Raw genomic sequence first — 11,157 nt, 5'->3', positions numbered from 1 at the left:
ACGTAACCGATGCTGAAGTACTTCCCAACTTGCTTAAGCAGACACGTCGTAAAGTCATTGAGATGTCAGGCGATGGTACTTATGACACAAGGAATTGCCATGATGCCATACGGCTCAAGCGAGCTGTTCCGCTCATTCCGCCACGAGAAGGGGCAGCCTTCTGGGAACGAGGACATCCTCGCAACTTAGCAGTGGGTTGCCAGAAGCTCTACGGCTCCAACAAGAAGTGGAAAAAGCGGTATGGTTATCATAAGCGCTCACTCTCAGAGACAGCAATGTATCGGGTAAAACAGTTGTTAGGTGGGAAACTAAGCCTAAGGAATTACAACGCTCAGGTTGGCGAAAGCCGAGCCTGATATCGATGCACTTCTGCCATGGAACTTCAAACACTAGCCAATCGCCCCGTAGGTTCATGGGGCGGATGCTGTGAACTATGAATGTGCTCTCTGTGAAGGCTCTGGACAAAGCGTGTTTGATGATTTGCTAAGTTAGCATTTGAAACATTAACCGTGTCCATATAATTGTAAAATAGTATTCAGCGTAACTAGGTTAGAACAATTGGGATGCATCACGTTCCGAATTGGCATTTATTGATCGCCTCTCCAATACAGACTTGATTGCGACCATTTTCTTTTGCTGTATACAAAGCCTTGTCAGCCAGTTTGAAAACCTCATCAGCACTATTAGCTTGAGATAAACTTGAACAGCCAATTGATACCGAAATGTGTGTGTGTGAAGTCACTTCCAAGATAGGGCTTAAATTTTTTTCACATACTTTTTTTCTAAGCTTCTCCGCTATCTGGGCTGCTTTATGTAGTTCGCATTGTAATAACACTACGACAAATTCCTCACCACCATAACGATATACAGCATCTGTAGTACGTATATTAGCCTTTAAGGTCTGAGCAACCGTTTTAAGCACGTTATCACCAACCAAATGACCATATGTGTCATTAAATGTCTTAAAATGATCGACATCTATCAATAAAACTGAAATTTCCTTTTTTTGCTCTGGACGTTTGTTTACAAGAAGGCTCATATCTTTATCTAAGGCCATTCTATTATTTACATTCGTTAGCCTGTCCGTAATGGCGCTGACAGAAAGCTCTTCTTCTAATGTTCTCCGTTGCTTGTCATACCGCTCGTATGACACCGCACTCACTAACATAATGAGAATGAAACAAAAACATACTAAAGCAACATATAGAGCAATCGCCTTTTCTTGTTCTTGTATATGAATGATGGTGTACCCACCAACTAAGAATATCCCCCCACCTACAATCAATTGCCAACGAACAATACGGGCACCAAAAGTAGGAGCAAGCAATGCGTGTACAATGCCTTTGTTAGACTCTAAGCATATGGTGGAAATACTCAGCACCATTCCTAATACAGTCGTTGTAGGTGACATTTGGCCATGAAAATTCTCAACGTTATAGAGGTATCCGACCACCGATAGTAGTGGTAAAAAAATGGAGAAAATCGCTATTACTTGTGTGAGGTAGCAAAACCGTTGCCTTAACATGAAAACCAATGCAATGAAGATGGAGCTAAGCATATATGTGGTGTTACTGCCCATTTTCATGGGTGAAGACATGCTTAGTAAGTGGGAAAAAGTAGCATTCAGGCTAAGGACTTCATCGATAATGTTGTTTCCCGTCAATTCTTGCTGAAGACGTGTAACCAAACAAACACCAACAAAGACTAATAAAAATCCAGCCCATTTAGTCAAAGTTCTTATTAAAACACCAGTTAGTGACAACACTAGGAGCATTATAGTGGTCAAGGGATGAGTCGCGGGTCCATTGGCGACGGGACGATAAATCCATTCCACCCCAAAAAAGTAAGAAAGGATAAGTAAAGAACAAACCAGCAATACACAACCGTACCCAATAATACTGAGCTTCAACGCTTTGCTAATGAGATTCTGTTTTTTGGACTGCATGTTTAGTCGCTCGTTGAGTGAAAGCTGCATTTTAAGTAGCTTAGTTTAATAATTAGCCCGAAATATGCAACTAGACGGTTCATATCAATGTCATGTTTCGCTCATTCTGAAATGAGTTTATGAGTCTCATGTACAACTAAATAAAGATGATCATGGCATTAGGAAAAGTAAGTAGAAGAACGACTGGCGGAATTATTTAAGGAACAAGCTCTGACAAACTATGGGGCAGAACTAATTTACAAGCGATCCTAAGGCGCTTCTGTCCCCGAGTGGACTAAATCACCCAGTGTCGTAGACCTTAAGCAAGAGCTAAAGGATAGACCTACTTCAACTGTTACGGTTACGTTACTTGGAGTACTAATCCATCTATTGTGAGTATGGCTTTGCCTTGATAAATCTTATTTGAACTCGCCTCTAAATGAGTGGGCTTATCGATGTAACTCAGCAACGCTCATAGTGAAAACTAAATCCGAATCTGCTTGGTTTGAGTAGCTGTGAGGGACATCCGTTTTAGCTATAGCGGACTGACCTTCATGCAGTTCTATGGCTTTCCCATCAATATTCAAAGTGAGTATTCCAGACTCAACATGAAAAAGTTCAAACGTGCCTTGTGGATGCCCTGCTGATTCAAAAACTTCTGATGGTTTCATATTCCAGCGCCACAACTCAATCATATCTGGGCCGCTTGTTCCCGCCAGAAGTTTTGCGCTACCACCGTGCTCGCCAGTCCAAAGCGTTGGAATGTCCTCTTTATCAATGATGTTGACTGTTGGATTACTCGCAACATTCACAATATCGGCAACCGAAATCCCAAGGGCAGCAGACAGTTTACACAACGTCGAAATGCTAGGGTTAGCTGCCCCTTTCTCTACTTCTACTAACATGCCTTTACTTATCCCTGCTCTTTTTGACAGGGCATCCAGTGACAACTTGAGCCTTTTTCGATGTTCCTTGATCCTTGCGGCTACCGCTTGATTAATGAAATCAGCATCAGTGCCACCATCGGTCGATATATTGACTTTTTTTGGTCATTGTAATGTATCTTGCATGAAAATGAATCACTGAAGGAATTATCTAATGGTTTACATAGTGCCGTCAATCGATGCTCGAATTGCCCAGATTGCACCAGAGTTCAAAGCATTGAGCATATCCGTTAAAGGAACGGAAGTTCAGAGCCAAGAGTATGCAAAACGGGTTCTGCGAGAAGCATGTACTTCCGTCATTGAGAACGACTATCCATGGGCAGAATCACACATCAATGCGTGGGGAGACGTTTTTCGTCAATTTGGCGCTAAACCAAATCGAACCCCTTGCTCGGCTGCTGCACTGCGAAAACGAGTATTGAAAGATGGAGGAATGCAGAGCATTGACCCTATTGTGGATGTTTATAATGCCATCAGTATTCGATACGCCATACCCGTAGGTGGTGAAGATATGGACAGTTATCAAGGAACGCCAACACTCACTATCGCAGATGCTCTGAATCCTTTGACACCATGAAAAATGGTGAGGCTTCAATTGAAAACCCTGATGTTGGGGAAGTAATTTGGCGCGATGAAGTAGGCGTTACTTGTCGTCGTTGGAACTGGAGGCAGGGTGTCAGAACCCGAATTGAATCTGACACACGTAACATGTGGTTTATTCTAGAAAGCTTGCCAGAAATGCCACTAGAACACTTGCAGGAGGCGGGGCAAGAAATGATTAAACACTTGCAAGTGATCATGCCTGATTCAGTGATAGAGCAATCGTTGGTGTTTGCTCCAAAATCCATTGAGGTTCGATGTGACAAATACTTTGTTAACGGGTGCCGTTGTTTCTGGAAGTTTGATTGTCGCAATCGGTAGCCAAAATGCGTTTCTATTAAAGTGCGGATTAAAAAAGCAATACGCACTGTCCGTTGCCACTATCTGCTTTCTTGGAGACATTCTACTGATCAGTATTGGTGTACTTGGTATAGGGACACTGCTCTATAAAGCACCATTATGAAAAGACCTTTTGACTCTTGGCGGCGAAGTATTTCTTTCTGGTATGGCTACCAATCTGCAAAATCAGCATGGAATGGTTCAAGTCACCTAGAGTTGAAAAATTCGAACATTGCCCAGAGTTGGTTAAAAGTCGTTTTAATGGCGATGGCTATCACTTTTTTAAATCCACATGTCTATCTGGAAACGGTGGTGATCCTTGGTGGTGTGACTGCTCAAATGGAACCTGATGAAAAACTATTGTTTGTTATAGGGGCACTGAGTGCATCAGGGATCTGGTTTTATGGATTAGTGTATTTGGCTAACAAGTTGATCCCACTTTTTAGTAAGCCAAGAACATGGAGAATTTTAGATTCTGCGATTTCATGCATCATGTTTGGTATTGCATTGAAGCTCGCAACACCTCTGTTAAGCCAATACATATAGAACGTCTCGATAAAGCTGCATTTCCAATAACTAAACTGCTCCTGCCAGATTGGACACAGACTTTCCATACCAGGAGTTATTCTCATTTTGCTAATTTAAGTAAATGCTCTAAATTATTTCTGTCCAGAAACGTGTTACAAAGAGTGGTCAAGTGTGTGTACCATTTCCCATTTTAAATCTGTGCTTGACGCGTGCTAAAGAGATCCAATGAAATCATATTTCATGGTCCTTGATATCCAAAAAATCCTCTTAAATGCAAGTTATTACAAGAGCTTAAGAGGAATTCTGAGTACCTATTGAAGGTGCTAGCAAGCCTTTATTGACGGGGATGTTCATGATTTTTCCGTGGGATGATCAGTTCGAATAAAGTCATATTGATCATTCTCTCTTTCTCTCGATATTTCTTAATTGCTGGTGGAACTAGAACAATTGCTGTTGTTCACTGCCGTGTTTCTTGCCATACCAAAGGGGGTAATTGTTTCTGTCACCGCTGGCATGGACTCCGTTGGCATTCATTTTGTAGACGGTGTTCAAGACAACGCCATGTATCCTGGCAAACTCCGAATTGCTTCGGAAATTTGCCTTAATAAATTCGTCTAATGGGTAGATCGTCAGCATCGTTAAAACTGCTCTGAGTATTGCTGTGTCATTTTCAAAAGGTGGCTGATATTGCGTAGCTGTTGATCTTGGGTTTCTTGCGTTTGGTCGCTATCCAAAATCAAAGAATGAATGAGTACATCCCAATCAATGCCCTTTTTCTCTATCAAATAAACCGCATCGGCTAAGTAAGTTAAAAAATGACATTGAGAATCGCTTTCTGTATAACTTTTCTTGGCTTTAAAGGTGATTTCGTCGAAATAGGCGGCCAATGACTCCCAATGCTTTTCGCTGCTATTTGCTGTCGCTTTCATCTCGTAAAGATGGCCAACACGTAGTTTGCTGTCAGCGAAAAGTCGCTTTAGCTGTTGGGCGCATGTGCCTCTCTGCATTAGTACCATATCAGGGTTAATTAGTGGGTTATTGCTGCAAAATCCGTTAATTAGATTCATTTCTTAAACTGCTCCGACTGTTTACTTGGGGCGTAACCTAATCCCACCTATGGATTATGGTAACTCCTTTTTATTCCGAACATGACAAATTATATTGAGTTATAAATTTTTGATTTTAAGCCGAAAACTAGTAGTTGCATATCACATCCTTGTTATGGTAGTCTTTTTTGCACATTCCGAACGCAGCGCGTAAATTATCGACCAATGACCATAAAAACATTCAATGCCAGCAAAGGAACTATTGTCCTGTCGAACCACGGAGCAACAGTATCGATGGCCATTAGCCGCAACGCTGTCGCGGTAGCGAATGTATGTGTGAGTTGGGTGTTAGGAAGTGTAGATGAGGCGAAAGCCTTTATCTAGGGCGCAGACGAAAAAGCGATACGAAATGAAATGCCTCGCTTTTCCATGTGTGCTGATGTGGTTAAGCAACTAGACAAGGCGCTGGCCAATGGCAATTCCAAAAAACCAGTTGAGCCTACTCATAGAGCTTATGGAAGCTCTACCGCTAGGTGGCACGGTCTACGAAATGCCACCACAAGTAGAATTTATCCCATACGATGAAATCTATATCGGCTATTTCGATACGACCGTCATTGACCGCATGCAAGGACTAGGAATTATCACGTTACTTGGGGTGCATGATGATGAGCGACAAGCTATCAAACTCAATGAGCGTGACGACTTTCTAGCAAGCTGGTCGGCGGGAGTGAGCGATGCTCGCAATGGCTCAGATCTGCATTATGCAGATTACAACACTAACCAATATGCGTTTACTGCCGGATACGAGCACTGGCATTACCGTAACAAAAAGGCGTTAAAGGGAAAACTTACGCATTACTCAGCAAGTAGAGAGTACCTATGTCATGGATTTATTGACGAGGACTCAGGTGAAATTTGGCAACAATAACAAAAGGTAACGAACTATGACTTTGGGTAATCTACTTCTATCAATTCTTGAGCGCAAAACACATACTGGTTACGACTTAACAAACAAAGCCATGCCTGAATCTGGCGCATGGCAAGCTAGCCACCAGCAAGTGTACCGTGAACTAAACCGCATGGCTGAAATGGGCTTGGTATCGCACGAATTGCAGGCTCAAGACGGCAAACCAGACCGCAAGAACTACAGCCTAACTCAAGATGGTGAGCGCGTTCTTGACCTTTTACGCAACGAATCTACGTGCCGCGACCTGTCCATCATTCGCAGTCCTGCATCGGTGATGCTGGAAATCGGCAGCGAGACGTACTTCAAGTCGTACATTGAAAAACTAAACCAAGAGATCGCTCAACTTAAAGAGAAGTTAACAGCGCACCAGAAAGAGAAAGGCGTGTTCTGTGACAACTTCACTCTACATGTAGAGCGTGACATTGATATGCGCAAAGCAGAGCTTAAGTTTGCCGAACGTTCCCTATCAATGATCACTTCCTGAAGCATTGCTACGGAGGATGTTGCATGAAACCTAGAAAGGCCGTTTATCTCTTAGTTGGCTCGCCAGCACTTAAACGAGCCAAAGAGTGCTTAACTCGAAATCAGCCTTGGGACTATGAGGGCAAGTTGATGAAGATCGTCACTTTAGGGCAGAGACTTAGCAACGATGAGGGCAAGCCATGCCATCGGGTTTTGATTGAGAGCTACTTTTGATAGGTACAAAAAAACCGCGAATAAACGCGGTTTTTTTGCGGCTGGCCTTAGCAAACAGTTCGAATCAGCAAAAATTCGAGTTACCAGCCTTTTCGTGTTCCACCAGCAAATGTGAAACATGAGCAAAGCGAATAGTAGGTGTTTTTAATGGCTTTGACAATAGCAGAGAAACTTGAACGACAACGAGAGAAGCAAAAACAATCAATGGAACGGGCGCGCGCAAAGCAAATCGCCAAGATTAATGATCCCGAGGAACGGGAGAAGCGCTTCAAAAAGCAATTACAGCAGCAAGAACGTCAGCGCCAGCACCAAATCGAGCGCATGAGCGATCCCGAATACCAGAAAAAGCAGTGGGACAAGCAGCAACAGCGCATCGAGCGCCAAAAAGCAAAGCCTGTAGTGAAGAAATCAACCAAAAAGATCGCCAGTAAGGGATTGAAAGGCCGAACGCCAACAGCAAAGGCGCATCATGGATGCAATTGGCCGCTTACCATGTATTGCGTGTTGGCTGCGTGGCCGAGAGAATCCGGTGATTTCCTTACATCATGTGTTTGACCGTGTTGGTGAACGGGCGCATGCGTATGTATTACCCTTGTGTTGTTATCACCACGACACGCTACTGGAAGCGAATAAGCGTGCTCAGTATCCAGATATGATACCGCTCCATGCGAAAGGGAAATACGGCGGTAAGGCGCAATGGAAGATCTACAACGGTACAGAGATAGAGCTGTTGTTTAAGGTCTATAAGCTGGCGGGATTGCCGCTTGAACTACTGGAAAATATTTATCCTACGTATTCCGAACATTAATTAACATAAATATGATTAACGAGGCTAAAAAAGCTTGGTTAATGGTGTTAAACTGACCAAGATTCCCCATCTTAAAAAGCGCGCTTAGAGGTCACAACATGGCACGAAAGCGCATAGCTGTACTAACTCTATCATCCGGCCAGCCACGGCTTATGCTTGCTGGTGTGGATGATGGCCAACTGCATATCATCGAATGCCAGCAATTAGAGCGCTCTTTAATGAGCCTCAAACTTACCTTGCCTAAGAAGCTAGAAAAGCTCAAAAAAGGCGGTTTTATTGTGCTGGTGGACGAGGTTACGCCCTATTTTGCGAAGCATGGGCGAGCCGTTCGCTTATCCGAGCTGGACGCAAAAGGCAGACCGATCATTGTGTCGGCAATGGAAGCCTATAACTATCTCACATCCCTAAATGCTATCACCTACCCGCTTAACGCTGGTGGCCGCTATGAAGTGTCGCCGTCCATCGTGGAAGAAGTGCGGGGAACCGATGGCAAGCCAATGTACAACATCGACTGGTCAGAACTGCGCCCTGATACCTACGCGCTTATGTTTGTGGTCTATGCGGCCACACAAGACAGCCTTAGCGACACGGTAACGCTTAAGAGCTTGTTTGGCATGTTACGCAAGCCCAAGAAAGAGCCGGAAATGGCCTCACGCGCGTTTGGACTGTTTAAGGCTAAAACAGGGTTAATCGCAGACGGTAAGTATCGTATGGGAGGTGATAATGAGTAAGTTATCCCGCCTCTCAGCAGAGAACATCGAGGACGATATTCTACGGGCACATTTCTTTGCCAACGTCATGGAATACGTCAACCGTTCGGGCAATACCGAGCTGTTTAAGTACACCATTCGACTTGATGAAACCTACCGTGCCGATCTGGCCTCTTATCGCGCCTATGGCACGGTTGAGCTAGATTGGCTAGTGAGTCTGGTTTGTGACGTAGATGACCCAATGAATCCGCTACCCGTTGGCCAAACTATCAACCTGCCACCAGCAGCGTGGGTGCGCCGCTCTATGCGTCAATTCATGGACGAAATGGGGCTGTAACCTATGCCGAAGAAGTTTGAAGCGGAAAAACGGGATAACGGCTCATTTGCCAGCCTTGGCCTCAATGAAAAGCAGTTCAACCAGCTATTCAACAAGATTGAACAGGCGCAAAAGAACAACCGCCGCAATGCCAAGCGAACGCTGACCGCCTCAACGCTAACTAAACCAACCAACAAGGCGTTAAAGGCGCTAGGCGAAAAGGCCAAAGGGCAACGGTTTACCAAAGAAGACCTGATCAAGTTCGACAAGGCTCGCCAGCGACACAAAGAGGTCTATGACAGCAAGACAGCGGGTATTACCTATGCCTTTTTGGTGAAGAACTCGCGCCAAATCGACGTAGACCGTGCAAACAACCGTGTCCATGACGGTACAGGCATTCACAAGGCCACGATGTTCGGTATTAAGAACAATATCGCTCTGATTCGTGTCCGAGCCTCAAGCGTATCGAAGCACGAAGAACACCGAGTAAAGGTGCGTTTTGAGCAGTGGGATGAACTACTACACGAACCGCCTAATGGGGATTACAACCAAGCGGTGCAACTGGCGTGTGCTGGCCGTATTTCCTTTGATTGCGACTGTGGCCGTCACCAGTATTGGTATCGATACTTGGCCACTATGGGTAACTACTGCATAGCGCCGCCTAAAGAGTTTGCTTTCCCGAAAATCCGAAACCCTGAATTGTCTGGTGTGGCATGTAAACACGTTCTTAAGGCAACAAGCATGCTGCAATCGCTGGCATGGCAACGCATCTTGGCCAACCAAATGAAGCAGCAAGCGCGCCGTGTTGGTTTTGGCTCAGATAACAAAACGTACTTGCTCAACGAACGCGAGAAGAAAGCCGCCGCTCGCAACCGTAAAACGGTGGTGGATAAGGCCGCCGCTACGCGCGAACACGCGAAATATCTACGCGCTCAGAAAGCAATGGAAAAACAGATCGCCAAACAGAAACGGGAAAGCGAAACCATCAAGCGCCAAGCGGGCAAACTGCGTAAGGAGTCCAACGAGAAGAAAGGTTATATCGATATGATTAAGGTCGGCTTCCAGAACTTCCATGACGGCTACAAGCTGCAAGGAAAGACTAAGGGTGAAGCGCTGGCCGACTACGCAAAACTGATGAACGTAACACCAAGCAAATTAGAGAGAATCATCAAGTGAGTGACGTAGTTAAACCTTTAGTAAGAAAGGTTCGATACCAAGGCCATGAGCCCTTTAATCGCGTTTTAAGGGAAGATTGGATTAAGGCTATCAAACTATCACCTGATCACTTTAAAGCGTCCCTGTATCGCCCTGTTGAGCCAGAATCGGCACCAACGGATGATAATTACCAAAGCGAGTCAGTATTAGAGCTCGAAACCAACCAAGACACGCTCACTTATAGCGATCCCGAGCTGGTGGCCGTGTTGGATTGTCCAGATGAGCAAGAGAACTTTTTCATGATGGACGATGGCGACGAAAACCTCGGCGAGTCCTTAGAGCCGCTAATGCTGCGTATAGCTTCGCACCATGTACCTATCGGCAGTGTGCTGGAATGGGACGAAGAAACCGCCGAGGGATTACGAACCGTGTGGTGGTATGTACACAAGGCCGTTGGCTATGGTACGGCGAACGTGGGCGTGATTTATATCTGCATACCAATGCGTGATTTTTACCAGGCACTATATAAATAGAAACTCCATGCTATTAATGCAATATCGCTTAACACAATAAGCCTAAATGTGAAATAAATCCGATAGGAAATATCTCGTCAGTTATCTTACGAGAACATAGTGCCGGTGATGAACTGAAAATATCAAGCAACGAGATTGGCTGTCAGCACTATAAAAGCCTATTTGACGACAGTTTTCTTAATGCTCCTTTGACCTAGTTTATATAGGCCATTACGTGTTTTATCCAAAGTCTGAGCTCTCACTGCATAGCCATGCTCTAAAACCAATCGCTTCACTTCATACTCACAATCAATTTCTTCACTCACCTCTTTGGTATTTCCTTTTTCCCCACCTTCAGATACTCGGAAAGCTACCTTTCCAGTATCTCGGTTCTTAATACGGTATGGATAAAGTTCATCACCGCTTTCATGCACAAGATAAAATAGCTCGGAAAATAATTCTGAACTCATAAATACACCTATTTTAGAATTCTTCACTATATTTTAATTGACGCATTAGGATTATTAAATACAGAAGTGGACCCCAATGGTTGGACACATAAGCTAATTCCTTAAGTGGTTGATCCAGCTCATGCTGCGTATCTCTGCC

At 44.4% G+C, this 11,157-nt stretch carries 18 protein-coding genes; 14 read left to right on the top strand and 4 right to left on the bottom strand.

All coding sequences use genetic code 11. The annotated features are described in order from the left end of the window. Nucleotides 1–356: transposase (locus ACWPOD_RS23385; protein WP_456232293.1), on the top strand; the 356-nt coding region annotated here is incomplete at its 5' end. A gap of 212 nt (nt 357–568) precedes the next feature. Here ACWPOD_RS23385 and ACWPOD_RS23380 read toward each other — a convergent pair. Next, on the bottom strand, nt 569–1,945 hold the full coding sequence (locus ACWPOD_RS23380) for a GGDEF domain-containing protein (RefSeq protein ID WP_456232292.1): 1,377 nt from the start codon (nt 1,943–1,945) through the stop codon (nt 569–571). Nucleotides 1,946–2,373: 428 nt separating this feature from the next. Next, complete coding sequence (locus tag ACWPOD_RS23375; RefSeq protein ID WP_282150539.1) at nt 2,374–2,874, bottom strand: helix-turn-helix domain-containing protein; 501 nt, start codon at nt 2,872–2,874, stop codon at nt 2,374–2,376. Nucleotides 2,875–3,022: 148 nt separating this feature from the next. On the opposite strand from ACWPOD_RS23375, the gene ACWPOD_RS23370 reads away from it, so the two are divergent. Genes ACWPOD_RS23370 through ACWPOD_RS23355 form a run of 4 tightly spaced genes read left to right on the top strand, consistent with a single transcriptional unit; the run spans nt 3,023 to nt 4,353 of the window. Then, nucleotides 3,023–3,445: a B3/B4 domain-containing protein gene (locus ACWPOD_RS23370; protein ID WP_456232291.1), complete on the top strand. Its 423-nt coding sequence runs from the start codon at nt 3,023–3,025 to the stop codon at nt 3,443–3,445. Then, nucleotides 3,442–3,789 (top strand): hypothetical protein, encoded by a 348-nt coding sequence (locus ACWPOD_RS23365; protein ID WP_282150544.1) that lies wholly within the window; start codon nt 3,442–3,444, stop codon nt 3,787–3,789. Before ACWPOD_RS23370 ends, ACWPOD_RS23365 begins: the two co-directional genes overlap by 4 nt. Then, on the top strand, nt 3,728–3,931 hold the full coding sequence (locus ACWPOD_RS23360) for a LysE family transporter (protein WP_282150537.1): 204 nt from the start codon (nt 3,728–3,730) through the stop codon (nt 3,929–3,931). The genes ACWPOD_RS23365 and ACWPOD_RS23360 overlap by 62 nt, the downstream gene beginning before the upstream one ends. Further along, complete coding sequence (locus ACWPOD_RS23355) at nt 3,928–4,353, top strand: LysE/ArgO family amino acid transporter (RefSeq protein ID WP_282150536.1); 426 nt, start codon at nt 3,928–3,930, stop codon at nt 4,351–4,353. The genes ACWPOD_RS23360 and ACWPOD_RS23355 overlap by 4 nt, the downstream gene beginning before the upstream one ends. A gap of 620 nt (nt 4,354–4,973) precedes the next feature. Here the strand turns inward: ACWPOD_RS23355 and ACWPOD_RS23350 are convergent. Then, nucleotides 4,974–5,402 (bottom strand): hypothetical protein, encoded by a 429-nt coding sequence (locus ACWPOD_RS23350; protein ID WP_237309725.1) that lies wholly within the window; start codon nt 5,400–5,402, stop codon nt 4,974–4,976. A 451-nt stretch (nt 5,403–5,853) separates the two neighbouring features. On the opposite strand from ACWPOD_RS23350, the gene ACWPOD_RS23345 reads away from it, so the two are divergent. The 9 genes from ACWPOD_RS23345 (at nt 5,854) to ACWPOD_RS23305 (ending at nt 10,569) form a co-directional block, all read left to right on the top strand. Next, nucleotides 5,854–6,312, top strand: a complete 459-nt coding sequence (locus tag ACWPOD_RS23345) for a hypothetical protein (protein ID WP_237309721.1) — start codon at nt 5,854–5,856, stop codon at nt 6,310–6,312. A 16-nt stretch (nt 6,313–6,328) separates the two neighbouring features. After that, nucleotides 6,329–6,835, top strand: a complete 507-nt coding sequence (locus tag ACWPOD_RS23340) for a PadR family transcriptional regulator (RefSeq protein ID WP_237309718.1) — start codon at nt 6,329–6,331, stop codon at nt 6,833–6,835. 23 nt (nt 6,836–6,858) lie between these two features. After that, complete coding sequence (locus ACWPOD_RS23335; protein WP_237309717.1) at nt 6,859–7,047, top strand: hypothetical protein; 189 nt, start codon at nt 6,859–6,861, stop codon at nt 7,045–7,047. Nucleotides 7,048–7,194: 147 nt separating this feature from the next. Next, nucleotides 7,195–7,602 (top strand): hypothetical protein, encoded by a 408-nt coding sequence (locus tag ACWPOD_RS23330; protein ID WP_282150534.1) that lies wholly within the window; start codon nt 7,195–7,197, stop codon nt 7,600–7,602. After that, nucleotides 7,517–7,855, top strand: coding sequence for a Ref family recombination enhancement nuclease (locus ACWPOD_RS23325; RefSeq protein ID WP_282150533.1), 339 nt, complete (start codon nt 7,517–7,519; stop codon nt 7,853–7,855). The genes ACWPOD_RS23330 and ACWPOD_RS23325 overlap by 86 nt, the downstream gene beginning before the upstream one ends. A 98-nt stretch (nt 7,856–7,953) precedes the next feature. Beyond that, nucleotides 7,954–8,586, top strand: a complete 633-nt coding sequence (locus ACWPOD_RS23320) for a hypothetical protein (RefSeq protein ID WP_282150532.1) — start codon at nt 7,954–7,956, stop codon at nt 8,584–8,586. Next, on the top strand, nt 8,579–8,902 hold the full coding sequence (locus ACWPOD_RS23315) for a hypothetical protein (protein ID WP_282150531.1): 324 nt from the start codon (nt 8,579–8,581) through the stop codon (nt 8,900–8,902). The genes ACWPOD_RS23320 and ACWPOD_RS23315 overlap by 8 nt, the downstream gene beginning before the upstream one ends. A 3-nt stretch (nt 8,903–8,905) precedes the next feature. Further along, entirely contained in the window at nt 8,906–10,057 is a 1,152-nt protein-coding gene (locus ACWPOD_RS23310; RefSeq protein ID WP_282150530.1) for an MBT domain-containing protein, read from the top strand. Further along, nucleotides 10,054–10,569 carry a hypothetical protein gene (locus ACWPOD_RS23305; protein ID WP_456232290.1) on the top strand — a complete coding sequence of 172 codons (516 nt, stop codon included), beginning with the start codon at nt 10,054–10,056 and terminating at the stop codon, nt 10,567–10,569. Before ACWPOD_RS23310 ends, ACWPOD_RS23305 begins: the two co-directional genes overlap by 4 nt. A 158-nt stretch (nt 10,570–10,727) precedes the next feature. Here the strand turns inward: ACWPOD_RS23305 and ACWPOD_RS23300 are convergent, their stop codons facing one another. After that, nucleotides 10,728–11,018: a hypothetical protein gene (locus ACWPOD_RS23300; RefSeq protein ID WP_456232289.1), complete on the bottom strand. Its 291-nt coding sequence runs from the start codon at nt 11,016–11,018 to the stop codon at nt 10,728–10,730. Between the last annotated feature and the right edge of the window lie 139 nt (nt 11,019–11,157).

This window comes from Vibrio sp. JZG120, from assembly GCF_053890955.1.
The sequence above is the reverse complement of the archived record's forward strand: the minus strand, read 5'-3'. Positions and strand labels throughout refer to the sequence as shown.

Coding starts and splice junctions, on each gene's coding strand:
- ACWPOD_RS23355 (WP_282150536.1), top strand. CDS start 3,928: ATGAAAAGACCTTTTGACTCTTGGCGGCGAAGTATTTCTTTCTGGTAT.
- ACWPOD_RS23365 (WP_282150544.1), top strand. CDS start 3,442: ATGAAAAATGGTGAGGCTTCAATTGAAAACCCTGATGTTGGGGAAGTA.
- ACWPOD_RS23320 (WP_282150532.1), top strand. CDS start 7,954: ATGGCACGAAAGCGCATAGCTGTACTAACTCTATCATCCGGCCAGCCA.
- ACWPOD_RS23330 (WP_282150534.1), top strand. CDS start 7,195: ATGGCTTTGACAATAGCAGAGAAACTTGAACGACAACGAGAGAAGCAA.
- ACWPOD_RS23300 (WP_456232289.1), bottom strand. CDS start 11,018: ATGAGTTCAGAATTATTTTCCGAGCTATTTTATCTTGTGCATGAAAGC.
- ACWPOD_RS23345 (WP_237309721.1), top strand. CDS start 5,854: ATGGCAATTCCAAAAAACCAGTTGAGCCTACTCATAGAGCTTATGGAA.
- ACWPOD_RS23310 (WP_282150530.1), top strand. CDS start 8,906: ATGCCGAAGAAGTTTGAAGCGGAAAAACGGGATAACGGCTCATTTGCC.
- ACWPOD_RS23350 (WP_237309725.1), bottom strand. CDS start 5,402: ATGAATCTAATTAACGGATTTTGCAGCAATAACCCACTAATTAACCCT.
- ACWPOD_RS23335 (WP_237309717.1), top strand. CDS start 6,859: ATGAAACCTAGAAAGGCCGTTTATCTCTTAGTTGGCTCGCCAGCACTT.
- ACWPOD_RS23370 (WP_456232291.1), top strand. CDS start 3,023: ATGGTTTACATAGTGCCGTCAATCGATGCTCGAATTGCCCAGATTGCA.
- ACWPOD_RS23315 (WP_282150531.1), top strand. CDS start 8,579: ATGAGTAAGTTATCCCGCCTCTCAGCAGAGAACATCGAGGACGATATT.
- ACWPOD_RS23380 (WP_456232292.1), bottom strand. CDS start 1,945: ATGCAGTCCAAAAAACAGAATCTCATTAGCAAAGCGTTGAAGCTCAGT.
- ACWPOD_RS23340 (WP_237309718.1), top strand. CDS start 6,329: ATGACTTTGGGTAATCTACTTCTATCAATTCTTGAGCGCAAAACACAT.
- ACWPOD_RS23325 (WP_282150533.1), top strand. CDS start 7,517: ATGGATGCAATTGGCCGCTTACCATGTATTGCGTGTTGGCTGCGTGGC.